This window comes from Slackia heliotrinireducens DSM 20476 (assembly GCF_000023885.1).
GTDB classification, from domain to species: domain Bacteria; phylum Actinomycetota; class Coriobacteriia; order Coriobacteriales; family Eggerthellaceae; genus Slackia; species Slackia heliotrinireducens.
The window spans coordinates 150,173-175,749 of record NC_013165.1 but is presented as its reverse complement, the minus strand read 5'-3'; the positions used below and the strand labels follow the sequence as shown (position 1 = coordinate 175,749).

General features: G+C 61.5%; 23 protein-coding genes and 1 pseudogene. 5 read left to right on the top strand and 19 right to left on the bottom strand.

Going from position 1 to position 25,577, the window contains the following annotated elements:
* Nucleotides 1–51: 51 nt before the first annotated feature.
* From rsgA to SHEL_RS00670, 9 genes and pseudogenes are all read right to left on the bottom strand, one after another.
* Nucleotides 52–1,026 (bottom strand): ribosome small subunit-dependent GTPase A, encoded by a 975-nt coding sequence (gene rsgA, locus SHEL_RS00700; protein ID WP_012797326.1) that lies wholly within the window; start codon nt 1,024–1,026, stop codon nt 52–54.
* On the bottom strand, nt 1,026–1,880 hold the full coding sequence (locus tag SHEL_RS14095; RefSeq protein WP_126513703.1) for a hypothetical protein: 855 nt from the start codon (nt 1,878–1,880) through the stop codon (nt 1,026–1,028). The genes rsgA and SHEL_RS14095 overlap by 1 nt, the downstream gene beginning before the upstream one ends.
* The gene (locus SHEL_RS00690; protein ID WP_012797324.1) at nt 1,870–3,396 is read right to left on the bottom strand and encodes a TrkH family potassium uptake protein; all 1,527 of its coding nucleotides are present in this window, start codon (nt 3,394–3,396) and stop codon (nt 1,870–1,872) included. Before SHEL_RS00690 ends, SHEL_RS14095 begins: the two co-directional genes overlap by 11 nt.
* Nucleotides 3,397–3,398: 2 nt before the next feature.
* Nucleotides 3,399–3,533 carry a hypothetical protein gene (locus SHEL_RS15725; protein ID WP_302050492.1) on the bottom strand — a complete coding sequence of 45 codons (135 nt, stop codon included), beginning with the start codon at nt 3,531–3,533 and terminating at the stop codon, nt 3,399–3,401.
* 61 nt (nt 3,534–3,594) lie between these two features.
* On the bottom strand, nt 3,595–4,086 hold the full coding sequence (locus tag SHEL_RS15870; RefSeq protein WP_302050491.1) for an exodeoxyribonuclease III: 492 nt from the start codon (nt 4,084–4,086) through the stop codon (nt 3,595–3,597).
* A gap of 17 nt (nt 4,087–4,103) precedes the next feature.
* Nucleotides 4,104–4,388 (bottom strand): annotated as a pseudogene (locus tag SHEL_RS15865) (endonuclease/exonuclease/phosphatase family protein); the annotation flags it as partial.
* Nucleotides 4,389–4,424: 36 nt separating this feature from the next.
* Entirely contained in the window at nt 4,425–5,258 is an 834-nt protein-coding gene (locus SHEL_RS00680; RefSeq protein WP_012797322.1) for a TVP38/TMEM64 family protein, read from the bottom strand.
* Nucleotides 5,251–6,396, bottom strand: coding sequence for a PRC-barrel domain-containing protein (locus SHEL_RS00675; protein WP_012797321.1), 1,146 nt, complete (start codon nt 6,394–6,396; stop codon nt 5,251–5,253). Before SHEL_RS00675 ends, SHEL_RS00680 begins: the two co-directional genes overlap by 8 nt.
* A gap of 81 nt (nt 6,397–6,477) precedes the next feature.
* Nucleotides 6,478–7,059 (bottom strand): YtxH domain-containing protein, encoded by a 582-nt coding sequence (locus SHEL_RS00670; RefSeq protein WP_012797320.1) that lies wholly within the window; start codon nt 7,057–7,059, stop codon nt 6,478–6,480.
* A 530-nt stretch (nt 7,060–7,589) separates the two neighbouring features.
* Between SHEL_RS00670 and SHEL_RS00665 the strand changes: the two genes are divergently transcribed.
* Together SHEL_RS00665 and SHEL_RS00660 are read left to right on the top strand one after the other, a co-directional pair.
* Complete coding sequence (locus SHEL_RS00665; RefSeq protein ID WP_012797318.1) at nt 7,590–9,167, top strand: sodium:solute symporter family protein; 1,578 nt, start codon at nt 7,590–7,592, stop codon at nt 9,165–9,167.
* Complete coding sequence (locus SHEL_RS00660) at nt 9,168–9,827, top strand: HAD family hydrolase (RefSeq protein WP_012797317.1); 660 nt, start codon at nt 9,168–9,170, stop codon at nt 9,825–9,827. It begins immediately after the preceding gene.
* Nucleotides 9,828–9,919: 92 nt separating this feature from the next.
* Here SHEL_RS00660 and SHEL_RS00655 read toward each other — a convergent pair whose 3' ends face one another.
* The gene (locus SHEL_RS00655) at nt 9,920–10,675 is read right to left on the bottom strand and encodes a cyclase family protein (protein ID WP_012797316.1); all 756 of its coding nucleotides are present in this window, start codon (nt 10,673–10,675) and stop codon (nt 9,920–9,922) included.
* 565 nt (nt 10,676–11,240) lie between these two features.
* Between SHEL_RS00655 and SHEL_RS14090 the strand changes: the two genes are divergently transcribed.
* A complete protein-coding gene (locus SHEL_RS14090) occupies nt 11,241–12,752 on the top strand; it encodes a CapA family protein (protein WP_012797315.1) in 1,512 nt (503 codons plus the stop codon).
* Between the two features lie 233 nt (nt 12,753–12,985).
* On the opposite strand, the gene SHEL_RS00645 is transcribed toward SHEL_RS14090, so the two are convergent.
* The 4 genes from SHEL_RS00645 to SHEL_RS00630 all read right to left on the bottom strand — a co-directional run bounded on the left by SHEL_RS00645 (nt 12,986) and on the right by SHEL_RS00630 (nt 16,719).
* Entirely contained in the window at nt 12,986–13,261 is a 276-nt protein-coding gene (locus tag SHEL_RS00645) for a TIGR03905 family TSCPD domain-containing protein (protein WP_012797313.1), read from the bottom strand.
* Nucleotides 13,262–13,351: 90 nt separating this feature from the next.
* Nucleotides 13,352–13,558 (bottom strand): heavy-metal-associated domain-containing protein, encoded by a 207-nt coding sequence (locus SHEL_RS00640; protein ID WP_012797312.1) that lies wholly within the window; start codon nt 13,556–13,558, stop codon nt 13,352–13,354.
* Between the two features lie 14 nt (nt 13,559–13,572).
* Nucleotides 13,573–16,290, bottom strand: a complete 2,718-nt coding sequence (locus SHEL_RS00635; protein ID WP_012797311.1) for a heavy metal translocating P-type ATPase — start codon at nt 16,288–16,290, stop codon at nt 13,573–13,575.
* An 84-nt stretch (nt 16,291–16,374) separates the two neighbouring features.
* Nucleotides 16,375–16,719 carry a metal-sensing transcriptional repressor gene (locus SHEL_RS00630; protein WP_012797310.1) on the bottom strand — a complete coding sequence of 115 codons (345 nt, stop codon included), beginning with the start codon at nt 16,717–16,719 and terminating at the stop codon, nt 16,375–16,377.
* A gap of 259 nt (nt 16,720–16,978) precedes the next feature.
* On the opposite strand from SHEL_RS00630, the gene SHEL_RS00625 reads away from it, so the two are divergent.
* A complete protein-coding gene (locus SHEL_RS00625) occupies nt 16,979–17,413 on the top strand; it encodes a universal stress protein (protein WP_012797309.1) in 435 nt (144 codons plus the stop codon).
* A 118-nt stretch (nt 17,414–17,531) separates the two neighbouring features.
* Here SHEL_RS00625 and SHEL_RS00620 read toward each other — a convergent pair whose 3' ends face one another.
* Complete coding sequence (locus SHEL_RS00620; RefSeq protein WP_012797308.1) at nt 17,532–18,839, bottom strand: MFS transporter; 1,308 nt, start codon at nt 18,837–18,839, stop codon at nt 17,532–17,534.
* A gap of 182 nt (nt 18,840–19,021) precedes the next feature.
* Here SHEL_RS00620 and SHEL_RS00615 point away from each other — a divergent pair, with 182 nt between their 5' ends.
* Nucleotides 19,022–20,320 (top strand): zinc-ribbon domain-containing protein, encoded by a 1,299-nt coding sequence (locus SHEL_RS00615; RefSeq protein ID WP_012797307.1) that lies wholly within the window; start codon nt 19,022–19,024, stop codon nt 20,318–20,320.
* 129 nt (nt 20,321–20,449) lie between these two features.
* Here the strand turns inward: SHEL_RS00615 and SHEL_RS00610 are convergent, their stop codons facing one another.
* The 4 genes from SHEL_RS00610 to SHEL_RS00595 form a co-directional block, all read right to left on the bottom strand.
* Complete coding sequence (locus tag SHEL_RS00610) at nt 20,450–21,187, bottom strand: transposase (RefSeq protein ID WP_012797306.1); 738 nt, start codon at nt 21,185–21,187, stop codon at nt 20,450–20,452.
* A gap of 173 nt (nt 21,188–21,360) precedes the next feature.
* Nucleotides 21,361–24,036, bottom strand: a complete 2,676-nt coding sequence (clpB, locus tag SHEL_RS00605; protein WP_012797305.1) for an ATP-dependent chaperone ClpB — start codon at nt 24,034–24,036, stop codon at nt 21,361–21,363.
* Between the two features lie 100 nt (nt 24,037–24,136).
* The gene (locus SHEL_RS00600; RefSeq protein WP_012797304.1) at nt 24,137–24,517 is read right to left on the bottom strand and encodes a heat shock protein transcriptional repressor HspR; all 381 of its coding nucleotides are present in this window, start codon (nt 24,515–24,517) and stop codon (nt 24,137–24,139) included.
* Nucleotides 24,518–24,540: 23 nt separating this feature from the next.
* Nucleotides 24,541–25,551, bottom strand: a complete 1,011-nt coding sequence (locus tag SHEL_RS00595; protein ID WP_012797303.1) for a DnaJ C-terminal domain-containing protein — start codon at nt 25,549–25,551, stop codon at nt 24,541–24,543.
* Nucleotides 25,552–25,577 lie beyond the last annotated feature (26 nt).

Genomic DNA, 25,577 nt, shown 5'->3' with positions numbered 1-25,577 from the left:
ATTGGCTGACGGCGCGACAGGCCGTGTCACCAGTGGAAAACGCGCGGCGAATCAGTTGTTGCGACGGCGTCGGCGCGGATGGCCCGTACGGCTGCGGATGCGCTGGGCCTCTTCGTCACGTTTGCGCAGGTGTTCGGTCTCATCTTTCAAGCGACGGTAGCTTTCCAGCCGCTCGGGCGCCAGCGTTCCTGCCTTGATGGCCGCACGCACGGCGCAACCTGGCTCGTTCTCGTGCCGGCAATCCCGGAATTTGCAGGATTCAGCCAGCTCCTCCACATCGGAAAACGCAGCGCCGATGCCCTCGTCAGCGTCCCACAACGCAAGTCCGCGGATGCCGGGCATGTCGACCACGCAGCCGCCCCCGGGAATCTCCACCATCTCGCGGGACACCGTCGTGTGCCGGCCGCGTCCGTCGCGCTCGCGAATGGACCCCGTGGCCTGCACTTCGGAACCCACCAGCAGGTTGACCAGGCTCGATTTGCCCACGCCGCTCTTGCCCAACAGGATGGCAACGGTCCCTTCGGGCACTTTCGCCCGCACGGCCTCCACGCTGGCAGGGTCGTTGGCGGAAATCACCAGCACGTCGGTCCCCTGGGCCACGCGCTCTACCAGGCCCCTGACTTCGGCCAGTTCGGTCTCGTCCTCGATCAGGTCGGCTTTGGTCAGAAGCACGATGACCTGGGCGTCGCTTTTGTAAGCCAGCACCAGCTCGCGTTCCAGACGCCGAATGCTGATGCCTTGCAGCGGCTCGGCCACCATGACCGTGTCGAAGTTAGCCGCCAGAACCTGCGGAATGGACCGCTCCGCCGGGTCTTTTCGCACGAAGGCGTTGCGGCGCGGCAGCACCTTTTCAATCACGCCTTTATCATGCCCGGCAGGCATGGAGAACTCGACCACATCACCCGTGGTCGCACGCACCCGCGCGCCTTTGACCAGCGACGTCGCGTGCTCGCAGCGGCACTCGACTCCGTCTTCGGACCTGACCAGCGGATAGCCCCGGTCTAATTTCACCACCGTGCCCCGCATCAGCTCGCCCGCTCCTTCAGCCACCAGCACAGCAGCGCCAGCGCAGCGCCCAGGCCCACCACGGACAGCGGATACACGAACATGCCGGGCTTGTATTCCTCGGGATGCTCGCTGCCCGGCTCGACTGCGGATACGGATATGGCATGCAGGTCGCTTTCGCCGGAGTGCTCGGCGCAGTCCAGGTGGTACGTGCCCAGCACCAGCAGCGTGGTACCCGTCTTGCCGTGGGCTCCGTACGTGTCGATAAGCGCCAGGTTGTCCTCACTCATATACACCACGACCGAATCGCCGGTCTCCGGGTCGCGCAAAGTGATCCACACGTACCCTTCGCCCACGACGAGCGGATGGATGGGGTCGCCCACGACCTCGCCCTGGACCTGCACCTTCTGGTTGTCATAGTAAGAGTCGGCGGAGTTCAGGTCGGAAATGCTCGCGTCGTACAGAAACGACGTGTCCGCCAGCTGGCCGTCGTTGATGGAGTTGCCCTCCACGTCAAGACGCGTGGCGGCTTCCGTTTCGGCCTCCTGCTCGGCCTTTTCGGCCGCATCGCCCTCGATGACCTCTTCTTTCACGTCGCCTTCTGCGGAAACGCCTGTCTCCTCGGTAGCTTCGGACGCCTCGTCCTCGGTTTCGTCCGAAGCGTCCCCGGACAGGGAGGCTTCGGCGTCTTCGCTGTCGGTCTGAACCACCGAACCAGACGCGCCCATGCCGTCGGATCCGTTCTCGTCAGTCAGGGCAACGTTTTCGACCTCGTCGGCAAACGCCGGGACGAACCACGCCGCGCAAACGCATACGGCCGCAACCACCAGCGCGAACGCGGCGAGCAGCTTTACAGCTGACACTTTAGTAGACACGGCCCTTCACCTTCTTTCGAGGCTTGAAGGACATGATCACGGATACGGCGAGGGCGATAAGGGTAACCCACTCGAGACGGCCTGCCCACATGTCGAACATGTACACGAACTTCAGCACGACGGGCATGTCGGGTTCGATAATGCCCGCGGTCATGCCGATGTTGGAAACCATCGACACCGATTCGAAAATGGAAGGCATGGCGTCGTAGCCGTACGCCACGGTTGCGATGGTTGTGATCAAAAACGCCCCGACATAGAGCACGAACACGGCAAGGTTAGCCCTGACCAGGCTATATGCCAGCGGACGGCGACCCACATGGTAGTAGGTGACCACCTGGCGGGCTGACGGCGGAGCCAGCAGGTCTTTGATGTAGGCGACCACTTCCTTACCCAGCACGCCGACGCGCAGGATCTTGATACCGCCCGAGGTGCTGCCCGCGGAACCGCCGATGATCATGACGAACACGATGATGATGAGCGCGCCCGACGACACGACCGTCGTCAGCTGGTTGGGGCTGATGGTCTGGAAGCCCGACGACGTGAATGCGGCCAGAATGGTGAAGATGCCGCGCCGCACCAGCGTGGGGTAATCGGCATACGCGCCCGCCGCGCACAACGCTGCCACAAAAGCGGCAGTGGCGACGGTCAGCCAGACGACGCTGGTTTTCACCTCGATGTCCTGGAAGAACGGCACGATGTGGCCCTTCCAGATTTCACCGTGCAGCGTGAAGTTGATGGAACCGTACATGGCCAGAAGGATGACCACCAGCTCGATGGCAAGCGAGTGGTAATAGTTGATGCCCGGGCTCATCGACGTCATGCCGCCGGTATTGAACGACGCTACCGAAAGCCACAGACCGTTGAAGAACGCACGCACGGGCTCCATGCCGATGGCCAGGCACAGGATTGTGAACACGATCAATCCGGCCACGCCCACCACGGCGGAAAGCTTCACGATGAACCGGGTCGTCTGCATGATGTTGGGGATGACGTGCTCGCTGCGGCCCTCGGATTCGTACAGCGACGAATCCACCGCGCGCCCGAACAAGCCCAACGACAGCGCGATAACGACCACGCCTTGGCCGCCGATGCATTGCATGGTGAACCGCCAGGTGTTGTCCGCAAACGACATGTGGTCCACATCCTGCGCCAGCGACGCGCCCGTCGTGGTCCACGAGCTCATGCTCTCGAAAAACGCATCCAGGTAGCTGCCGAAATGCCCAGACAACGCCAGCGGCACGCTGCCAGTTACGGCCAACAGCAGCCAGGCGAAACCTGTGACGGCCAGCGCCTGCTGCGTGGTGAGCTTCGCTTTCTTTACGTAAGCAAGCCGCATGAGCGAACCCATGCACAGCGCCACGCCGATGCCCACGATGTAATGCGTCGCCGAACTCCATTCGCGCATGGCCAGCGCCACGACCAGGGGAACGCACATGGCTCCTGCCGAAAACGTAACCAGCACGCCCAGGAACTTCACGATAACGCGAAGGTCTCGGAATGTGAACTTCTGCCACATGGTTAGCCGATCACCAGCTTAACCAACGCGGTCAAGACGCCCAGCCAAATGCCTAGGAGGACAATGGAGCACAGCACGATAAGCTCCGCCCGCAGGGACACAATCGCCCTGTTGCGAGCACGCTTACGATCTTTCACGCTTGTGCGCTGCACCTGCCTGGCCTTCCTATGAAAACTTGCATAATTGGTAAATTATAGCCTATAGGGCAATTTCAAGACCGACGGGGCAATGGTCGCTGCCCATGACTTCACCGTAAATGCTCGCAGTCTCCACGGATTCGCGCAGCTGGTCGCTGACCAGGAAGTAGTCGATGCGCCACCCGGCGTTGTTCTTGCGCGCGTTGAACCGGTAGCTCCACCACGAATAGACACCCGCCAGGTCGGGGTGCAGCATGCGGAAGGTATCCGCGAAACCGGCATCCAGCAGCTTGGTGAACGATTCGCGCTCCTCGTCGGAAAAGCCTGCGTTACCGCGGTTGGGGCCGGGGTTCTTCAGGTCGATTTCGTTGTGAGCCACGTTGAAGTCGCCGCACATGATGACCGGCTTGGACGCGGTTTCGGCATAGCCCAGGCCGGCCGGCACATGGCCCGCCTCCAGGTTCTTGCAGAATTCGCGAAACGCCGCGTCCCAGGCCATGCGGTGGTCGATGCGGGCCAGGCCGTCCTGCGCGTTCGGCGTGTACACGTCCACGAACCAGTATTTCTCGAACTCGCAGGCGCAGATGCTCCCTCCAGGTCAAGCTCGGGCACACCCACATGGTGGACCACCTGCAGCGGCTCCTCTTTGGAGAACACGGCGGTGCCGGAATAACCCTTCTTTTCGGCATAGCTCCAGTTTTGGAAGTATCCGGGCAGGTCAAGGCTGATCTGGCCCTCCTGCAGTTTGGTCTCTTGCAGCGCGAACACGTCCGCGTTCAGCGTGGCAAAAGACTCTTCAAACCCTTTTTTGACGGCGGCACGAAGGCCGTTGACGTTCCAGGAAATGAGACGCATGGGGCTCCTATCGGTATTCGTCGGCAACCGCCGAGCTTACTTTTTCTGCTTCTTTTGGAATGCGGCCATGATCCTATCGCGGTTGAAGAAGCCGATCACAGCCACGACCGCAATGACGCCGCAGATTGCGGCAACAAGCATGTAGTTTCCCTCCAGCAGCCCGTTGGCGGCCGAAGTCGACATGACCACGCCGGGGATGCGGGCGATGGTGGTCAGCCCCACGAACCGGCTCATCTTCATATTGGTCAGCGGCACCAGGTAGGTAAGCACGTCCTTGGGCATGCCGGGGATGAGGAACAGCACGAACACCATGATGTCGAGCTTGTTGCCGGAGTTCTCGAAGTCTTCCAGCTTGCCCATCCATTTTTCGGGAATCATGGCACGCACAAAGGGTGCGCCCAGCTTATGCACCACGGCGAACAACAGCGCGCTGGAAAACAGGCAGCCCGTAAGGATGATGAGCGTGCCGCCCAAAGGACCGTACATCATGCCGGCCACCATCTGCACGGCCTCGCCGGGGATGAACGCCACGATAATCTGGAGCAATTGCAAACCCAATAGCATGAGCACGCCCACAGGCCCGGCGCTGCGAACCTGAGAAACCAGCTCTTCGCGCCCGCTCACTTCGGTAAGCTCTTTGATCCAGGGCAACATGAGCACGAACAGAACCAGCACAAGCAGGAAGAATACGGCCATAAGACCGAGTTTTGCCAGGTCAGCCTGGGTCAGCCGCGTGCTTTTGGGCTGATGGACCACGCGAACGTCGAGTTTCTCCTCGACTTCGGCCTCGCGCCCTTTGATTTCCGCCGATTTTGCCTGAATGGTTTCGCGGATGCGGTGCGCCGCGTTGTGCTCTGACTCTTTATTCATTCAACGCCTTGTTGTATTCGTCCCTGAAGGCTGCGAACATGCCCCTGGCGGAAGGCTTCGCGGGTTTCGGCTCGGGCTCTTCCTCTTCGTACTCATCGTCGTCTTCGTACTCGTCGACTTCGTACTCGTACTCGGAATCGTCCGCGTCGTATTCCTCGTCCTCGTCTTCGTCGAGGTCATCCTCTTCGATGTCGTCCTCTTCGTATTCGAGGTCTTCGTCCTCGTATTCGTCTTCCTCGGGTTCTTCCGGCTCGTTGCCGCGGGCCTTGTCGAATTCCTGCTTGAAGGCCGCGAACATGCCGGGCTCGTCTGCTTCTTCCTCCAGCTCGCTGGCCTCACCGGCACGGCCCTTCTGGAACTCGTCCTTGAACGCAGAGAACATGCCTTTGCTGGCGGCTATCTGTTTGCCGGTGGCATAAGCGCCTTTGTTGATGGCCTCGCCTGCAGCTGCGACGGCCGCATCCGTATGCGGCTTGACGCTGGCGGCCGCGTCTTTGGCCTTGGCTTTCGCCTTCGCCACGGCCTCGCCGGCGGATTCCGCCCAGCCGCCCTCCGGCTCCAGTTCCCACACGTCGTCGGACACCAGGATGGCGCCGTGGAACACTTCTTCCTCTTCCCCACCCGCGTTGCCGCCGATGGAAAGCTCCGCGCCGATGCCGGTCCGGAAGCCCTTCACGTAACTGGCCGGCACCTCCAGCGTGCCCAGCAGGTACTTCGCCGTGGCTCCGTTGGACGCGACCACGGAAATCAACTCGCCGGTTTCTACGTCGAAGGTCATGTTGCCCACGTAGCCCAGCTCTTCGCCGTTTTCGGAAATCATGGGCATGCCGGACCACAGGATGCAGCGGTCCCAGTCTATGCCATGTTTCTTGCAGTAAGCCTCGCCTGAGGTTTCCGCATCGGGATGAATCACGATGCGCCCGTTGGCGAAATCATAGCCGTCCAGCGGCACGAAGATATCTTTACGATGGAACATCATGGCGGCGTCGGGCCGCTTCACGATGAATCCGATGCAGCGCTTCTCCCGTGGATGGAACACGCAGGTCTTCACCTTGCCGATGCGCTTGGTACCCTTTTTCCCTCCCAGCACGCGGATTTTCTCAAAATCGTTGCTGGTCATCAGCTTCTGTCGTGCCATCTGCGGTTAATCCCTCCATTGCGAATGGAGGCCGGCACAGCCGACCTCCACTGAATATCGAACGGTTCCGAACGGTTCGCCCTATTCGGCTGCAGCCGTCTCGGGCGCAGCCTCGGCGGCGACTTCTTCGGCCTCGGCTGCAACCTCTTCGGCCTCAGCGGCGACGACCTCGGTCGCAGCAGCCTTGGCTTCTTCGGCGTTCTTGGCGACCTGAGCGGCAATGCGTTCGCGGGCCTCGTCGATGCGGGCGCGCAGATCGTCGGACTCGTCGGAAAATGCGGGCTTCACAGCGCCGCTCGCGGTTTCCTGCACACGCTGGGCCGTGCCTTTCGCGTACGAACCTGCCGTGTCGGCAGCCTTCTTGGCGCCTTCGGCCACGGCCTGATATGCGGAAACGCCCTTGGACTTGATGTCGGTGTACACGGCCTGGCTGCGCTCGGCAACCTGGGCATAGGTCTGACCGCCCGTGCTGCGTGCCTGGGAGTAGAACTCCTGGCCGCGCTCGGCTGCCTGGCCGCCATAGGTCTGAGCCTGGCCCCACAGCGCGTTAGCCTTCTCGAGCACCAGCGCACGGTTTTCCGCACCGTTCTTCGGAGAATACAGAAGCGCGATGCCCGCGCCAACCAGACCGCCGACCAGCAGAGTTCCAAGCCTATTTGCCATGATGGCCTCCTATTCTTCGCCCGCGGCGTCACGCCACCGCGGCACGCCGATTCACATGGTCCCATTATAGTTGCTACTGCGCGTTCATGACAGGTTGTTGCCAGATGGTTTTCGAGGATTCCGCACTTTCGCGACGCTCGCAGAGCACCGCATGCGCCGAGCTGCCCCCGTCGTGCGTTATTCGCTCCATCAGACTAAAGTTTTCACTTGCGCACGCTAAAGTTTGGAGTATAATCCCTCCAACATGAAAGGAAACGTCCGACATATCACGTCTCTGAACGCAGCCCGCGGGCTGTGCGGTTTTTCTTTCGCCTCCACCTACATCTATTATTCCTATCGATACCTCTAGCACACGGTTGCTTGTCAGCTGCTGCACGTAATGCCTGACCAGATTGCCGTGTGCGCCTCCGCCGTGCGCTGGACTGCGTGCGTCTTCTGCCATTTCGTGGCCCTGGCCTGCCAGGGTGGCACAAGACGGTCGCAGCGGCGCATCCTTCTGCCCTGCACCGCAAACGATTAAGGAAACTACCATGATTGCAAAAGTTCTGATGGTCCTGATCTTCATCGGCATCGTCATCGGTGTCGGCGTCTCGACCCGACAAAAAGACTCCAACGTCGCCGGCTTCGTCCTGGGCGGCCGCAACGTCGGCCCCTGGCTCTCTGCGTTCGGATACGGCACCTCTTACTTCTCGGCCGTCATCTTCGTCGGCTACGCCGGACAGTTCGGCTGGAAATACGGCCTGGCCGCAACCTGGATCGGCCTGGGCAACGCGCTCATCGGCAGCCTCATGGCCTGGTGGATCCTGGGTCCCCGCACCCGCGAGATGACGCAGCGCCTCCAGGCAACCACGATGCCCGAGTTCTTCGGCAAGCGTTACTCCAGCAAAAGCCTGCGCATCGCGTCGGCCGCCATCATCTTCATCTTCCTGATCCCCTACACCGCCAGCGTCTACAACGGCCTGTCTCGCCTGTTCGGCATGGCCTTCGGCATCCCCTACGAGGTCTGCGTCATCGCCATGGCTGTCGTGACCTGCATCTACGTGGTACTTGGCGGCTACATGGCCACCGTGGTCAACGACTTCCTGCAGGGCATCATCATGCTTGTCGGCATCGTCGCCGTCATCGGTGCCGTGCTTGCCAGCAACGGCGGCTTCATGGAGGCCCAGATTGCCCTTTCGCAGGTCCCCGCACAGGGAAGCGACCTGCAAGGCGCCTTCGTCAGCTTCTTCGGACCCGACCCGGTTGGCCTGCTGTCGGTCATCATCCTGACCAGCCTGGGCACCTGGGGCCTGCCGCAGATGATCACCAAGTTCTACGCCATCAAGTCCGGCCCCGCCATCAAGCAGGGCGCCATCATCTCCACCCTGTTCGCGCTGGTCGTCGCCGGTGGCAGCTACTTCCTGGGCGGCTTCGGCGAGCTGTACGCAGACCAGATCGCCTACGCCGAGAACGGCACGCCGATCTTCGACTCCATCATCCCCACGATGCTTTCCAGCCTGCCTGAGCTGCTCGTCGGCCTGGTCGTGGTCCTGGTCCTGTCCGCCTCCATGTCCACGCTGAGCTCCCTGGTGCTCACCTCTTCGTCCACCCTCACCCTTGACCTGGTGGAAGACAACCTGGTCAAGGACATGAACGAGAAGCAGCGCGTGCTGTGGATCCGCGGCCTGCTCGTGGTGTTCGTGGTCATCTCCGCCGGCATCGCCCTGGTGCAGTACCACAGCTCCATCACGTTCATCGCGCAGCTCATGGGCATCAGCTGGGGCGCGCTGGCCGGCTCCTTCCTCGGTCCCTTCCTGTGGGGTCTGTACAGCAAGCGCATCAGCAAGGCCTCCGTGCGGATCAGCTTCATCCTGGGCGTGGGCCTCACCACCACCAACATGATCGTTCCGTTCCTGAGCAGCCCCATCGTGGCCGGCGCCTTGGCCATGATCCTGAGCCTGATCGTCGTTCCTGTGGTAAGCTTGTTCACGCCTGCAGCGCCCATCCCGGCTGTCATCGACCCGATCGTCAAGCCCAGCCCCTTGTCGGCCACCGACCGCGAGCTGGCTGCGGAAGCTGCGGCTGAGAAGCTTCACGAACTCGATCCGAAGGAAGTCGATCCGCTGTAAATGCACGTCCCTGGCATTGACATAGACATTCAGGGTGCCATCTTCGATTTGGATGGCACCCTTCTCGATTCCATGCCCTATTGGAACAACTTGGGTGAGGAATACCTGATTAGACGCGGCAAGGTGCCCAACGACGACATCAAGCACCACTTCCGCCGCATGACGCTGGAGCAGTCTGCCGAATATATGCAGCAAACTTATGGCCTAAGCGAGACCATCGACCAGATTATGGAGGGCGTCGTCGACGGCATCGTGGACTCGTACCGCTTCGAGATCCCCCTCAAGCCAGGCGCCCGCGAACTGTTCTCCACCATGAAAAGCGCCGGCGCGCCCATGGTGGTAGCCACCGCGTCGGAGCGGCGCTTGGTGGAGGCCGCCCTTACGCGTCTGGGCGTAATCGACCTGTTCGAAGGCCTGTTCATCTGCAGCGAGGTCGGAGCCAGCAAGACCGAGCCTTTGGTGTACGAAGCGGCCCTGGCGCATCTGGGCACGCGCCGCGAACACACGCTCATTTTCGAAGACACCCTGCATGCCTGCCAAACCGCCAAGCGGGCAGGCTTCCCCGTGCTTGCGGCCTTGGACCCTGCCAACGAGTGCGACCGCGAAGCCATCGTGGCCACAGCCGACGCCTGGGTGGAATCCTTAGAACAGCTGCTCTAGCCTCTGGACGAACGCCCCTCATCCCGAAAACGGCCTTTTGCGCCAAGAAAATCAAGGCGCCTCACCCTCGCGCGGGGCCAAAAGCCTGCGTTTTATTCGAACACGGCCCAGGCGCGGACGGGCATGCCGGATGCACCCTCGATACGCGGCCAGGCCACGAAGATGATGGCGCCCCACTGCGGCACCAGATCAAGATTGGCCATGACCTCCACCTGCACATGGCCGTTGGCCAGCACGTACCGTTCGCAGGCCAGGTCGTCTGCGGCGACGGCCAGCGGGCTGGCATCGGTGTCGAAGGTCTCGTGCCCGTTGGCTGCGATGCGACGCTCCTCGTACAGGAACTTCAGGGCCTCCATCGACCAACCGGGGCAATGCTCGCCGCCTTCGGCATCGAAGTTGTTGAGGGCGTTGTTGTCCGGCCAGCGCTTCGACCAATCGGTGCGCAGGGCCACGAACGCGCCTTCGGGAATCTTGCCGAATTCCTTCTCGTACGCCTTGATGTCATCGACGGTTACGGCGTATTCGCAGTTCCGCTCCACCTGCGGCGTGATGTCCAGAACCACCAGCGGATAGGCCATGTGCTCCAGCCCGTATTCTTCGGAGGCCGCCAGGCCCTCCTCGAAGTGCAACGGGAAGTCAATGTGCGTGCCGAACTGGCCGGGGAATTTCTGCACATGGATACGGCAGCTCAGGATTTCCTCGTCGTAGTCGAACACCACTTTGTTCAGCTCCACCACCCCGTCGGGCATGCCGCCCCAGTACGGGCTGCTCTCGTTGAGCGGATGCGAAAGCTCCACCCACGTGCATTTCTTCAAACGTGCCAGGTCATCCCAAAGTCCTGCGGCCATAGACGCCTCCTTCTCGTAGGGGATCGGTTGCAGCCAGTATACCATCCGAAAAGTGCCGTACGCTTTGATCGGCATGACGTGCGCACCGCCGTTGCGGCCAAGAGTCGTCCCACGTGCGCGAAACCGAGCGGACGCCAGCCGCTGACGCGCGCGTTCGCAAGCACCCGCACATACCGCCAATTGGCCTAGCGGGAGCACCCCTCTGTGCACGAAACCGAGAAGTGTACGACAATCGGGGCTTTGAGAGCCTGCTCTCACAATTTCTCGAGCGTGTTACGCCACATTATTAATTAATATGTATATTATCTTTTCGCTGGTCTTTTCAAAAATTGGGGGGGTTTTCTGATCGTCGGCGTACACTTCTCGGTTTCGTGCACATCGGCTAGCTTCGCGGGGCCAAAAAGGCAGGTTTCCTGCCCCGCAAACGCAGTGGCGACACCGCCAATCGGCATGTAGCCCAAATGACCATCCGAAGATGAGCATCGGGGGCAGAGCACGTGTTCGGGCGGCGCAACCTGCCTGATGAGCGTATACTGTGCACAATGACTTGATTATCGGAGGAAACATGAAAGACGTCATTTCGCGCACCGTCGTAGCCGCCATTTCCGTGGCGTTCGTCATCGTCATGGGTATCACGCTGCACGACTGCGTTTCTGATAACGATATCTATCCCGTCAGCGGGTCGGTCTTCGGGTCATCCCACGGCATCCTGAATTCCGACGTATCGGACGCCCCTGCTGAAGCGGAGGAAGAGGCCGCAGAGCCCGAGAGCAACCGGTTCAGCAACAAGCTGGACGGCGCCACTGAAACCGTCGACGAGAACGGCGTCGTGCACGGCACCACCGAAAGCGGCATCAACTACACAGTGCTCGGTCGCGACACCAAGGCCGCCAGCGAAGACAAGGTCACGCTGTGCGCCGTGGGCGACCAGATCGGCTCGGACAACTCGCTGGCCATCGCCGATGCCTACGCCGGCGATTACGGCGACGGTCTGTACGACTTCCTGCCCTTCTACCGTGAGGTTGCGCCCTACATCGACACCTTCGACCTGCGCTACATCAACCAGGAAACCGTCATGGCCGGCACCGACCAATTCGCCATCGCCGGCTGGCCCAGCTTCAACAGCCCCGACAACGAAGCCGCCGTCATTAATACGCTGGGCTTCAACCTGGTCAACTTCTGCACGAACCATCTGTACGACTGCGGCGCCTACGGCATCGAGCGCAGCCACCAGGTGTGGGCGAACTACCCCGAGCTGCTGATCGGCGGCAGCTACCTGACGCAGGAGGACCGCGAAACCGTCCACATGATCGAGCGCAACGGCATCACCTTCGCGTTTCTGGCGTACTGCTACGCGGACAACAGCTATTACACCAACCCCGAGGACATGCCCAACAACTATTACGAATGCGTCTTCGACAAGGACCTGATGCACGCCGACATCGCGCGCGCCCAGGAGGTGGCCGACGTGGTCATCGTGTCGATGCACTGGGGCGACGAGTACTCCACCGAAATCAACAGCCAGCAGCTGGAATACGCGAAGTTCCTGGCGGACGAGGATGTCGACCTGGTCATCGGCACGCACGCCCACAGTATTCAGCCCGCCGAGTACGTCACAGGCGACAGCGGCAACACCATCCCCGTGGTATACGGACTGTCGGATTTCGTCAGCGGCTGGACCATCACGAACACCATCATCAGCGGTATTTTCACCTGCGATTTCGTCCCGCAGGAAGACGGCACTGTCGCCGTCCAGAACTGCATGTGGCACCCCACCATCGAGTGGTCCAACGGCGGCGACACATGGGTTCGCTTCGCGGCCAACATGGGTGAGGAGGAATCCAACGAGAACGTCCACTCGCAGGAATACGACGACTACAACTACATCCGCGACTTCACGAATGCAGTCATGACTGACGAGAACATCCCTGTGGACTGGGAAGAGGTCTCGCCGGCGGGCGGCTCCGACCGATTGAGCTCCAACGAAGCAGACACCCAGCAGCTGACCCTGGTCGATTCGACGGAAGAAGACGTCGAAGCCACAGCCGATGAATCCACCGAGGCCGAGGCCGCTTAAAGCACATTGCCACCGGGCTTTGCGGCATAGAGCGACATGAGTATGAAAGACGGGCGGTATTACATGAGCAGATACCGGAGCTGTCGCCAGAAGAGCGCGCCGATGAAGAAATAGACTTCGTCCCCGAGCAGCTGCGCCCCTATCTGCTGGCTGAACCGAAATACTAGCCGATTACTCGTAAAACACAACCGCACTCGCGATTTCTACCGCCGAAGCCTGGTTGGCGGTACAAGCTAGTTCGCAACAGCAGCAGCGTTGCGGGACTGGTCCTCAATGGCCAGGCGCAAGGCCTGGGTCAGCTGGTCGGTGCAGCTGGTGCCGCGACCGGCGCAGTCGTTTCCTTCGAGTATCGAAATAACCTGCTCAGCAGGCATGCCTTCGATAATCTTGCTGTTAGCTTTCAGGTTGCCGTTGCATCCACCCACAAACGACACGTCATGGACGTTGCCGTCGCGGACATCGAAATTGATCAGGCGCGCGCAAACGCCGCGCGGTTGGAACTGGTACATGAATCCCCTTTCGAAAAGTTTTGACGCAGCATAGCAAAGGGGCGTGGCGAAGCACACCCCCTTCAACAAATCAGCTCTTCAGGCGCGTTGTTACGCCATAGCCGCGGCATATCCCGCGTTGACGACAGCGTCGACCAGGGTCTGGTCTGCCACGGAGTCGGCGGCCTCGACCACGGCGACGTTCTCCTCGTGGCTGACCTTGATGACCTCGACTCCTTCGAGCGCGTTCAGGGCCTTGGTCACACGACCCTCGCACTTGACGCACATCATGCCTTCGACGTTGATGGTTTTCTGCATTGCTGTTCCCTTCCTTAATTGGCTTGCGTTTCTATGACCTGCGCGGGATAACCCTGTTCGTCGGTGGCTGCGGTCAGCACGTCATCAGGCACGTCGCGGTTCAAGTACACCACGGCGTTCTCCCTGCTCAGGCTGACGTCTGCACGCAGCACGCCTTCTACATCCTGCAGCGCCTGCGTGACCCATCGCACGCAGTGGCCGCACATCATCTCCTTCACGGCGAGGGTTTTCACGGCGACAGTTCCGTCAGGTGCGGAAAGGTCCTCGGGCTCGGTGGGAAGTTCGGGCTTCGCCGCAGGTGCAGGGGCCGCCGCAGGCTGGGGCGCGGGCGCGGGCGCGGCCGATTCGAGCGCGGGCGACGCCTTCGGCGCCTGGACCGAAGTCACCTGGGCAGAAGGCTCCTCAGGCGTGACGAATTTCGGCTTCCACGTGCGCAAACGCAGCGCGTTGGTAACCACGCACACCGAGCTGAAGCTCATGGCGGCCGCGCCGATCATCGGATCGAGGGTCAACCCCGCCCACGAGAACAGGCCCGCCGCAATGGGGATGCAGATGACGTTGTAGATAAGCGCCCAGAACAGGTTCTGCTTGATGGTGCGCAGCGTACGGCGAGACAGCTGGATGGCCGCGGGCACGTCCATCAGGTCGGAACGCATAAGCACCAGATCGGCGCTTTCGATGGCGATGTCGGTGCCGGCGCCGATGGCGATGCCCACGTCGGCGCGGGCCAAAGCCGGCGCGTCGTTGATGCCGTCGCCCACCATGCCCACGCCGCCCTCCTGGGACAGCCGCGCAACCTCGCGCTCCTTATCCTGAGGCAGCACGCCGGCGATGACCTTGCCGAGGCCCGCCTGCTTCTGGATGGCGTGAGCCGTGCGCTCGTTGTCGCCCGTGAGCATGACTGTGTCGATGCCCATGGCGTGCAGTTCGCGAATAGCTCGAGCACTGGTGGGTTTGATGGCGTCGGCTGCGGCTATGATGCCCTGCAGTTTGCCGTCCAGCGCGAAAAACAGAGGTGTCGCGCCCTCGTCGGCATAACGTTCGGCGGCGTCTTCGGCATTGTCCAGCGCCACCTGGTTGGAAGCCATCATGCGGGCGTTGCCGGCCAGGCAGGTGCGTCCGCCCACAAGGGCGCGCACGCCTTCGCCAGGCACCTGGGTGAAGTCGGAAACAGTGTCCTGAACAGGCTGGATGCCTTGAGATTCGGCGTATTCCACAATGGCCTGGGCCACGGGGTGTTCGGACTTGGACTCCACGGCGCTGGCCAAAGCCACCAGGTCGGAAGCGGCCACGCCATTTGCAGGGGCCACGTCCACCACGCCCGGTTTGCCTTGGGTGATGGTTCCGGTCTTGTCGAACACGACGGTCTTGATGCGGCCGGCGGTTTCGAGGGAGTCGGCGGACTTGATGAGAATGCCGTTGGAAGCGCCGCGGCCCGTACCCACCATGATGGCCGTGGGCGTGGCCAGGCCCAATGCGCAGGGGCAGGAGATGACCAGCACGCAGATGGCATGGGTGAGCGCGGTTTCGAAGGGGGCCGCCAGCAGCATCCACAACACGAAGACGAGGATGGCGAACCCGATGACCGCGGGCACGAAGATGCCGGCGATCTTGTCGGCCATGTTCTGAATGGGCGCCTTGGAGCTGGTGGCTTCGTCGACCAGCGCGATGATGCCCGCCAGCACCGTGTCGTCGCCGACGCGCTGGACTTCCATGGTGAAGTAACCGGACTTGTTGATGGTGGCACCGGTCACAGGGTCGCCGACGTGCTTGTCCACCGGCACGCTTTCGCCCGTGATGGCCGATTCGTCCACCGATGCGCTGCCTTCAAGCACCACGCCGTCCAGCGGCACACCCTCACCCGCGCGGACCACCAGCACGTCGCCGACGCGCACCTGTTCGACGGGCACTTCGGTTTCGACGCCGTCACGCAACACGTTGGCGGTTTTGGGCGCCAGGTCCATAAGCTTGGAGATGGCGTCGGTGGTGCGGCCCTTGGCGCGGGCTTCGAAGTACTTGCCCAGCGTGATCAGAGTCAAGATCATACCCGCAGAATCGAAGTACAACCCCATGAACGCCTCGTGCGCCGATTCCAAGTCGCCCTGCCCCATGGCGTTGGCCATGATGAACATGTTCGCGATGCTATATGCGGTGGACGCCGTGGCGCCGAGCGCAATGAGCGAGTCCATGTTCGGCGCGCCGTGGAACAGGCTTTTGAAGCCGTTGCTGAAGAATTTGAAATCGATGAAGATAATCGGCGCCACCAGCACGAGTTCGGCCAGGGCGGTGACCATCATGTGCTCGTGCCCGAGGAAGACGCTCGGCAGCGGCCAACCCATCATGTGGCCCATGGCCAGGTAGAACAGGGGCACACAGAACACGATGGACAGAATCAGACGCATGCGCATGTGCTTCTCGTTGGCGACGGCGTTCTTGGTTGCCGCCTCGTGGGCGAGCTGTGCTGTGGACTTGCCGTTTGCCGTACCGCCTGCCGCGGCCTGCACGGCGCGGGGCGTGGCGCCGTAACCCGCCTTGTCCACGGTGGCGGAAATTTCCTCATTGATCCGGGCAATCTGCTCAGGGGTTGCCTCGGGGTCGTATTCGACCTCCATGCTGTTCTTGAGCAGGTTCACCGCCACGTCCGCGACGCCTTCGACGCCGCGCGTGCATTTGTCGACCCGCGACGAGCACGCCGCGCACGACATGCCTGTCACATCGAATGTCTGCTTCATATCCCGTCCTTTCAGAAAAACGCTGCCGACCAGGGGGTTCGGCCTGCAACGTAAGAAACGGCAGCCATAAACGGCCGCCAGTGGTTACCTGAATTTCCGCATGAGGTCCATGACCTCGTCGATGATTTCGGTGTTGCCGGCCTTGATCTGCTCGGTCACGCACGTTTCCAGGTGGTCGCGCAGGACGATATCCGACGTGCGCTTGATGGCCGCCTCGGCCGCCGCCAGTTGCACCAGCACGTCGCCGCAGTAGCGGTTATCGTCGATCATGCGCTTCACGCCGTTGAGCTGCCCGATGACGCGGTTCAGACGTTTCTGCAGATCAGCCTGGAACTCCTGCGAGCGTTCCGTATCCTTGTGGCGTCCGCAGCAGCAACCGTGTTCCGCCTGCTCGGCAGCGGCTTGAACCTCTGTGTTCTCAGCACCCATGGCACACCTTCCGTAATGGTTGGACAGATACCCCCTGGGGGCATCTGATGCAACAGTATATACCCCCGTGGGGTATTTGCAAGCCCGTTTTGCCACACGCCCCGAATATGCCGAAAAAAGCACGCCAAGCAACATAAAAAGTCATACAATCGTATTGGCGATTCAACCCGCCTTTATGCAACGGAGAGAAGCACCCGCAGGCTGCGCGGATGCCTGCGTATCGAACCTGCCTCTATACGGCGGAGAGGAGACCGACCTTATGAAGTACAAGAATCTGCTCGTTCCTTTCGACGGCTCCGAACATGCGGTAAACGCCCTGGAGGCCGCCATCGACTTGGCTGACGGCGTCGAAGGCGTGACCGTGCATGTGCTGCGCGTGGCCGAAGCCGCCGGCGCTGAATCCGGCCTGAGCGATTACGACGGTTTCGAGGTGTACCTGAACAGGCGCGTGAACGCCGCCAAGGAGGCCATGCTCGCCGAGCTGGCGCAGGCCAACATTTCCACGGACGGGCTGGTCGTCGCGGTGGAGCCGTCGTATTCCCCCACCGAGGGCATCATCTGCTATGCCGAGGATCACAACGTTGACCTGATTGTCATGGGCCGCCGCGGCGTGGGAGCGCTTCGCGGCATGCTGGGTAGCGTGAGCTACGGCATCCTGCACAACGTGGACATTCCCGTTATGACTGTGAAATAGCCGCTGACCTGCGGCGCAAGTGCGTAGGATTCGCATTTCGAAGGGTCGGGCCGAGGCGTCCGGCCCTTTCTATATATGTAAGGAAAGTTGCCTGCGTGCCGGGCTGCTCCGGTGCTTTCTACTCGGTGCGCCTGACGGCGACAAGCACGGGGATGCAGATGAGCGAAACCGCCGCACCTGCCAGGAAGATCATGCTCGAAGGCGTGAAACCGTCGCCGGCCACGCCGAAGCCCACCATGCCGCCGGACGCGCTGACCGCCGAGCCGATCCATGGGCCGATCAGCATGGGAACCAGCACCACCATGAAGATGCGCACACCCTGCAGCATGCCCACGTTGTCGAGCGGCGTGTTGTTTCGGATTTCCGCTGCGAAGCAGGCGACCGCGCCCAGGTAGCCCGACAGCATAAGCACCGAGCCCGCGAACACTACTGGCATTGCGGGCGACGCCGTCAGCAGGATGCAGCCCGCCACGAACAGCGCTAAGGGAATGCGCACCGCCGATGAGAAGCCGACCTTGTCCACGCGGCGGCCGTACAGGATGGTGAACACCGCCGCGATGACGATGCCTGGCGCCATGACCAGGACGTATGCGTCGGACAGCACATTCGGCAGGCGCAGGTACAGAACGTAGTAGGGCATGAAGACCTGCAGCGCCGTGGAGAACACCAGGTAACCAAGCAGCACCAGATACAGGCGTCGATGTCCGACGATGACCGACGGGCGGAAGCCGTACAGCAGGTTGGTCATATATCCGCCTTCGCGGTTCGGTTCGGGGTGCGATTCGTCCAGCAGGAAGAAGGATGCAATGCCCACGGCGATAACCACCGCGCCGATGATCAGGAAAAACGTGTGGTAATCGTAGGTGACCACACCAGCGTCGTCGGTATACATGAGGAACATCGCGCCGCCGAACACCACGAGCATCGACAGCAGCGGCATGGCGGAATTGACGCCTTCCACCTTGCCGCGGTTCTCGTCGTTGGTGATGTCGGTGACCCATGCGTTGAAGCAGGCATCGTTGGCGCCGCTGCCGAAGAAAGTCATGACGCAGTCGAACACGATGGTGAGCGCGATGCCCAGGCTTGCCGCCGCGGCCACATCGCCCGCCAGCGAGGTGCTGATCCGCTGCAGTTCCGCAAACACCAGCACGCTTGCGCCCCACAGGATGTACCCCAAACAAATAAACAGCTTGCGTTTGCCCCGACGGTCGGACCAGGCGCCGACGAACAGCGTGGTAATTGTGGCCGTAAGTGCCGAGGCGGACACCATGAGCGCCACGTCGTTCAGACTTGCACCGAACGCATCCTGGATGAACAGGTTGAAGAAGTTGTTCTCGATGGCCCAGGCGATCTGCCCGCAGGCGGCGATCATGACGATGACGAACCAGGTGCGGCCCGACAGCTTGGCGTTGGTACTGGAGTCCATGGCGATTCTCCTTGTGAATACGCGGTGCCTTCGATGGGAACTGCAAACCGAAACGATTATACGCCTTCGCCCAAGGCGCAAGCGCATGTCGGCTTGCGGCGGCGAACACGCTGAATGTTGTACAACCGCAATGCAGCGACGAAGACTATACTATCGTCAACGAAACGTCTGGAAGGATTGCCATGTATTGTCCCCATTGCGGAGCCACGTTGCCTGACGGGTCGCAGTTCTGCGGCTCCTGCGGCAAGCGCTTGAACGTTACCGCCACTCCGGCCGCCATGCCTGCGCCCAAGAAGAAGACGCCCATCGTGCCCATTCTCGCCGGAGTGCTGGGTGCGGTCATCGTCATCGGCGTCGGCGTGTTCGCATACCAGAACTTCTTCGCGGGCATTGCCATCAACGAGGAGAACTTCCCCGACAAGGCGGTCATCAAGTTCGTCGAGAAGCAGGACGAGAACGACAACGGCAGGCTGACCTCCAAAGAGGCGGGGGCCGTCACCAAGATCGACCTGTCCCGCGACGTCGACAGCGACGACACCCCCGCGACCGACCTGACAGGTCTGGACGTGTTCGTCAACGCGAAACGGATTGACGTCTCCGGCAACGAGCTGGAAGGCACCGTCGATTTCAGCGGGTTCGCGCATCTGACCAAGGTGGATGTGTCCGATAACACGGGCGACCTGGAACTGGTGCTTCCCGACGGGTTCGACGAGGCCGACCTGGAGACGGGCGATTCGTCGATCACCTACACCATCGGCGACAAGACGGTCCGCAAAATCGCGTGCTCGTATGTGACCGAATACGTCGACATTTCCGACAAGACCGACTACGAGGACTCGTGGTACACGGCGTTCACCTACCCCGTGCTGAGCTGCGACGCTTACAGCAAGCACATCGACCAGCTGAACGAAGAGAACCGGGTGGCGGTGCAGGAGGCTGCAGAGCGGTATCTGACCGATGACGTGCATATAAACGGCGACGACGGCCTTTATTACCTGAACAGCAACATTTACGTCGGTCATCTGGATGAGCGGGCGGGCGTCGTCAGCTTTGTGACGGACGTATACGAAATAGGCGCTCGATCCGCACACGGCATGACCTACCGATCGGGCCGCATCGTAGATTTGAGCACGGGCGAGGAACTGACCGCCGCCGAGTATTTGGGGATTTCCCAAGACGAACTCGACAGCATGACCCAGGAGGCCTGCCGCACGTTCGTCAGCCTGTACGGCTCCGACATCTATGAGCCTGAAATCGCCCTGGACAACTTCTTTAGCCTGATCAGGGACGGGTCGATACCGTACCTGCTGCTTGACGAAGGCGTCGTGGCGTTCGCGCCCGACTATGCCCTGGGCTCCTACGCATACGGCAACCACCTGATCATGGTCGCGCCCTCCGCCGACAGCACCTACGCCGCCGGCGACGAGATCTTCCTGGAGTGCCCCGACGAAAACAGCGTCATCTGGACCGAAGAGCAATAGCCGCTTGGGACAGTAGGGACGTTTCCTACTGTCCCATTTTTGTGTCAGTAGGGACGTGTCCTACTGACACATTTTTGTGCCAACGGGGACACATCTTCAGCCCAACCGACAGCGCATTCGAGCACGCCCTCACGCTCGTTGTATCGTTGAGCGCCCTATGCCGGTCAGGCGCTCGATTTGCCGCACCGTCAGGCCGGCTCCTTTCAACATACGCAGCGCCGCATCTCTTTTCTCCTTCGAGCCATATTCCAGGTCATACATACCGGCTTCGCCAAGAACGGTACGCATTGCCGTATGAGCATCCTCGTCGGCCATGCGCATCGGCTTGCCCGGTTCGTCGTACGCACTGGCGGCCGCATGGCTAAAATCAAGAAATGCCTCCCGCCCGCCGAGCATGTCAAGCACAAGGTCGGTGTCCGTCAGCTCACCCCCGCAAACATATTCACGAAAGCTGCTCCACGGGTAGACATCGGCCGCACATATGCCTGCCTTAGCTGGGTTGTCGTGAATGTAGCGAAGGCACGCGAGCAGCTGCGCGTCGGATTCGATCGGCTTGCTCTTGAAGCGGTTCTCGAAAACATGGCCCACATGGTCGGCGTTCTTGTTGTGGAACTGGGCAAACGTTACTGCGATCCGCTGCATCGCCTTGCTCAGGTTCCCTTCGTTATCCTTCAAGAGAAGGTGAATGTGGTTGTCCATCAGGCACCAGGCGATTACGGAAATGTTCATTGCGTCGCGATACCGCCGAACGATGTCCAGAAACGCATTTCGTTCGTCATTGTTTTCGAAAAGCAGCTGTCGGCCTATCCCCCGCATCATTACGTGGTGATATCCGCTTTCGCTCTGCTGACGCGCGCTTCGCGCCATGGCAATCCCCTTCCTCATGCAGCCATCATTAAAACAGGAAGGACGGTCCGCCGGCCGTTAAGCCTGGCGAACCGCCCTTCGATATGTTAAGCACTATTGCTTTTGGCGATGCCAGCAGGATTTGTCCCTACTGACACATTTTTGTGTCAAAAGGAAACGTCCCTACTGACACACTACGCGACCGGGTTTTCGACGGTGCAGCTGTAGCCTTCCAATATGTCGCTGTCGATAACGACGGTGGCGCCTTCCATGATGTGGCCGGCGACCATCTCATTGGCAACGCGGTCGACCACTTCACGCTGGATCAGGCGCTTCAGCGGACGCGCGCCGAACACGGGGTCGTAGCCGTCGATGGCCAGCTGCTCCACGGCGGCCGGAGACACCACCAGGTCGATGCGGCGCTCGGCCAGACGCTTCTGCACGTCCTTGATCTGCAGACCCACAATGGGCTCGATCTCCTTCGAGGTCAGCGCGTTGAACGTGATGATCTCGTCGATGCGGTTCAAGAACTCGGGGCGGAAGGTGTTGCGCAGCGCGTCGTTCACCTTCGTCTGCAGGTCGGCCATGCTCTGAGCCAGCTTCTCGATATCGCCGCTCATCATGTCTTCCATCATGTTGCCGCTCTGCTGTTGCTGCTGGCGCTGCGTGCCGTAATCGCGGATGCTCTGCGACCCGACGTTGCTGGTCATGATGATGATCGCGTTCTTGAAGTTGACCACGCGGCCTTGGCCGTCGGTCAGACGTCCGTCGTCAAGCACCTGAAGCAGAATGTTGAACACGTCCGGATGCGCCTTCTCGATCTCGTCCAGCAGGATCACCGTGTACGGGCGACGGCGCACGGCCTCGGTCAGCTGGCCGCCCTCGTCGTAGCCCACGTATCCCGGAGGGGCACCGATCAGACGCTGCACGCTGAACTTCTCCATGTACTCGGACATGTCGATACGCACCATGGCGCGCTCGGTGTCGAATAGGTACTCGGCCAGCGCCTTGGCCAGCTCGGTCTTGCCCACGCCGGTGGGACCCAGGAACAGGAAGCTGCCGATGGGTCGGTCGGGGTCGGAAAGGCCCGCGCGGTTGCGGCGGATGGCGCCGGCAACTGCGGAAACGGCCTCGTCCTGACCAACGACGCGCTCGTGGAGCTTTGCCTCCAGGTCGACCAGCTTGGCCAACTCGCCCTGCATCATCTTGCTGACGGGGATACCGGTCCAGGAGCTCACGACCTCGGCGATCTCCTCTTCGGAAACCTCTTCCTTCAGAATGGCGCCGTCGCCCTGCTTGGCGTTGACGGCCTCTTCGGCTTCAGCCAGCTGGCGCTGCAGTTCGGGAATGCGCGCATAGCGGATCTCGGACGCGCGGGACAGGTCGCCTTCGCGGGTGGCCTGCTCCTCCTCCACATGGGCGGCGTCGATTTCGGCCTTCAGGCGCTGGACGCTCTCAATGACGTCCTTCTCGTTACGCCACTCGGCCTTGCGGGCATCCAGCCATTCCTTGGCGGTGGCCATTTGGCCGCGCAGTTCTTCCAGACGCTGCTTGGAGGGCTCGTCGTCCTCCTTCATGAGGGCCTGCTCTTCGATCTGCATCTGCGTGTACTTGCGTTCTGCCTGGTCAATCTCCTGCGGCATGGAGTCGATCTCGATGCGCAGGCGACTGGCGGCCTCGTCCATCAGGTCGATGGCCTTGTCGGGCAGGAAACGGTCCGAAATGTAGCGGTTCGAAAGCTCCGCCGCCGACACGATGGCGCTGTCCGTGATGCGCACGCCGTGGTGGATCTCGTACTTCTCCTTCAGGCCGCGCAGGATGGCGATGGTGTCTTCGACGCTCGGCTCGCCCACGATGACGGTCTGGAAGCGGCGCTCGAGCGCGGCGTCCTTCTCGATGTATTTGCGATACTCGTCCAGCGTGGTTGCGCCGATGGCGTGCAGCTCGCCGCGGGCCAGCGCAGGCTTGAGCATGTTGCCCGCGTCCATGGAGCTGTCGCCAGTGGAGCCGGCGCCCACGATGGTGTGCAGCTCGTCGATGAACAGGATGATGCGGCCGTCGCTCTGCTTGACCTCGTTCAGGACGGCCTTCAAGCGGTCCTCGAACTCGCCGCGGTACTTCGCGCCGGCGACCATCTGGCCCAGGTCAAGGGCAATCAGGTCGCGGTCCTTCAAGCTGGTGGGCACGTCGCCTGCGACGATACGCTGCGCCAAGCCCTCGACGATGGCGGTCTTGCCGACGCCAGGTTCACCGATGAGCACGGGGTTGTTCTTCGTGCGGCGGGAAAGCACCTGGATGGTGCGGCGGATCTCCTCAGAGCGGCCGATAACCGGGTCCAGTTTGCCTTCGCGGGCCATCTGGGTCAGGTTCTGGCCGTAGGTGTTCAGCGCGTCCAGCTCCAACTTGGTGGTCTGGTCGGTCACGCGGGAATCGCCGCGCAGGTTGTCATAGGCCTCTTCCACGGTCTTACGGGTGACGCCGGCCATGTTCAGAATCTTGCCGGCCTGGCCCTTGTCTTCGGCCAGCGCTATCAGCAGGTGTTCGCTGGTGGCGTAGCTGTCACCCATCTTTTCGGCGATCTTGACAGCGTTGTCGATAACCGCCATCAGGTTCTGGGTGGGAAGGGGCATGCCCATGACACCGCCCGTGACCTTGGCGCCGTTGTCGATGGCCTTGTTCACGTTCACCTTGAGCTGCGTGGGGTCGGCGCCCACGCGCTTGATGATGGCGGAAAGGTTATTCTCGTTGGAGTCGAGCAACGCCTTGAGCAGGTGGATGGAGTCCACCGATGCGGTATCGGCGTCGCCCGCGATGCTCATGGCGTTCTGGAACGCCTCTTGAGCCGTGATTGCAAGCTTGTCCAGTCTCATTTCGTTTCTCCCTCCAAGGGGTCGTTGGTGTGGATGTGCCCGTGGAATGTGTCCCTAGTGGCACATTTTTGTGTCATTGGGAAACGTCCCTAGTGGCACATCAGCGGTCGATGCGGCGGATGGCGGTGGGTTCGGGAAGCATCAGGGCGGTTACGTCGGCACGGGTTTCCAGCTCATGCACGCGGTCGGCCAGGCGGCGAACCTTCTTGTGCAGCGAGTCGATTTCCTCGTCACGCTCTTCCAGGCGGCCCTTCAGGTCCAGAATGCGGATGACGCCCGCCAGGTTGATGCCCTCGGCAGTCAGCTCGTTGATGAGCTCCAGCCGATCGATATCGGCCTGCGAGTACATGCGGGTGTTGCCGCTGGAACGCTGAGGCGTGACCAGGCCCTTCTGCTCGTAAATACGCAGGGTCTGCGGGTGCACGCCCGCTAATTTCGCAGCAACGCCGATCATGTAGAGCGGTCGGTTCCTATCCTCCATCGCACACACCTTCCATCTTCCTTCTATACGCCCAGATGCGTTCGTACGTTGACGCCGGCCTGGTCGTCTGCCGTCTTGAGCTGCTCCAACGCCTCACGCTGGGCGTCGGTCAGACTCGTCGGGGTCTTCACGCGAATCGTAATGTTGAGAGCGCCAGGGCCGCCGCCCTTCACGTTGGCAGCGCCCTTGCCAGCAAGTTTCAGCTGGCGTCCGTCCTGCGTGCCTGCAGGAATCTTCACGCGCACCTTCGTGCCGTCGGGAGCAGGCACCACAACGCTTGCGCCCAAGGCAGCTTCGGCGAACGTGACCGGCAGGTCCATCAGCACGTCGGCGCCGTCGCGGGTGTAGAACGGGTGGTCGCCCACATGGGTGGTGATGAGCAGGTCGCCTGCTTCCCCGCCGTTTTGACCTGCGGCTCCCTTGCCGCGGAACCGCACGCGGCCGCCTTCGACCGCGCCGGCCGGCACCTTCACGTCCAGCGTTTCAGTGGTGGACGTTCCCGGCACCTTCACGCTGACCTTCTTGACGCAGCCGTTGAACGCCTCCTCGAACGTGACGTTCAGGGTAACGTTCATGTCGCGGCCCTTCACGGGACGCGGGGCACGCTGGTAGCCGCCGGTGCCGTAGCCTCCGGCGCCGTAACCGCCGAAGCCCTGCGCTTGGCCTGCACCGCCCATGCCGAATCCGCTCAGGATATCGCCGATATCCCAGCTCGTGCCGAAGGCGCCTTCGCCGTGGCGGATGCTTTCCAGAATGTCGGCCCACGACCCCATGCCTGCGAACGGGTTCGCCCCGCCCGTGCTGTAGCCGCCCGGCATGCGTCCGCCGGTCGAACCGAACTGGTCGTAGACCTGGCGCTTCTTCTTGTCGGAAAGCACCTCATAGGCCTCGTTGATCTCTTTGAACTTGGCCTCGTCGCCACCCGCATCGGGGTGATGCTTGCGGGCCAGTTTACGGTAAGCTTTTTTAATCTCTTCATCCGTGGCGTTGCGTGAAACGCCGAGCGTCTTGTAGTAATCCGGTGTGCCAGCCATGACAACGCCACCTCCTATCTATGAAA

Bases quoted from the DNA above. Each gene is read 5' to 3' on its own strand.
- SHEL_RS00615 (WP_012797307.1), top strand. From the start codon at position 19,022: ATGTATTGTCCCCATTGCGGAGCCACGTTGCCTGACGGGTCGCAGTTC.
- SHEL_RS00620 (WP_012797308.1), bottom strand. From the start codon at position 18,839: ATGGACTCCAGTACCAACGCCAAGCTGTCGGGCCGCACCTGGTTCGTC.
- SHEL_RS00640 (WP_012797312.1), bottom strand. From the start codon at position 13,558: ATGCAGAAAACCATCAACGTCGAAGGCATGATGTGCGTCAAGTGCGAG.
- SHEL_RS00610 (WP_012797306.1), bottom strand. From the start codon at position 21,187: ATGGCGCGAAGCGCGCGTCAGCAGAGCGAAAGCGGATATCACCACGTA.
- SHEL_RS00600 (WP_012797304.1), bottom strand. From the start codon at position 24,517: ATGGAGGATAGGAACCGACCGCTCTACATGATCGGCGTTGCTGCGAAA.
- SHEL_RS00655 (WP_012797316.1), bottom strand. From the start codon at position 10,675: ATGGCCGCAGGACTTTGGGATGACCTGGCACGTTTGAAGAAATGCACG.
- SHEL_RS00595 (WP_012797303.1), bottom strand. From the start codon at position 25,551: ATGGCTGGCACACCGGATTACTACAAGACGCTCGGCGTTTCACGCAAC.
- SHEL_RS00625 (WP_012797309.1), top strand. From the start codon at position 16,979: ATGAAGTACAAGAATCTGCTCGTTCCTTTCGACGGCTCCGAACATGCG.
- rsgA (WP_012797326.1), bottom strand. From the start codon at position 1,026: ATGCGGGGCACGGTGGTGAAATTAGACCGGGGCTATCCGCTGGTCAGG.
- SHEL_RS00690 (WP_012797324.1), bottom strand. From the start codon at position 3,396: ATGTGGCAGAAGTTCACATTCCGAGACCTTCGCGTTATCGTGAAGTTC.
- SHEL_RS00635 (WP_012797311.1), bottom strand. From the start codon at position 16,290: ATGAAGCAGACATTCGATGTGACAGGCATGTCGTGCGCGGCGTGCTCG.
- SHEL_RS14090 (WP_012797315.1), top strand. From the start codon at position 11,241: ATGAAAGACGTCATTTCGCGCACCGTCGTAGCCGCCATTTCCGTGGCG.
- SHEL_RS00665 (WP_012797318.1), top strand. From the start codon at position 7,590: ATGATTGCAAAAGTTCTGATGGTCCTGATCTTCATCGGCATCGTCATC.
- SHEL_RS00645 (WP_012797313.1), bottom strand. From the start codon at position 13,261: ATGTACCAGTTCCAACCGCGCGGCGTTTGCGCGCGCCTGATCAATTTC.
- SHEL_RS00680 (WP_012797322.1), bottom strand. From the start codon at position 5,258: ATGAATAAAGAGTCAGAGCACAACGCGGCGCACCGCATCCGCGAAACC.
- clpB (WP_012797305.1), bottom strand. From the start codon at position 24,036: ATGAGACTGGACAAGCTTGCAATCACGGCTCAAGAGGCGTTCCAGAAC.
- SHEL_RS00630 (WP_012797310.1), bottom strand. From the start codon at position 16,719: ATGGGTGCTGAGAACACAGAGGTTCAAGCCGCTGCCGAGCAGGCGGAA.
- SHEL_RS00670 (WP_012797320.1), bottom strand. From the start codon at position 7,059: ATGGCAAATAGGCTTGGAACTCTGCTGGTCGGCGGTCTGGTTGGCGCG.
- SHEL_RS00660 (WP_012797317.1), top strand. From the start codon at position 9,168: ATGCACGTCCCTGGCATTGACATAGACATTCAGGGTGCCATCTTCGAT.
- SHEL_RS00675 (WP_012797321.1), bottom strand. From the start codon at position 6,396: ATGGCACGACAGAAGCTGATGACCAGCAACGATTTTGAGAAAATCCGC.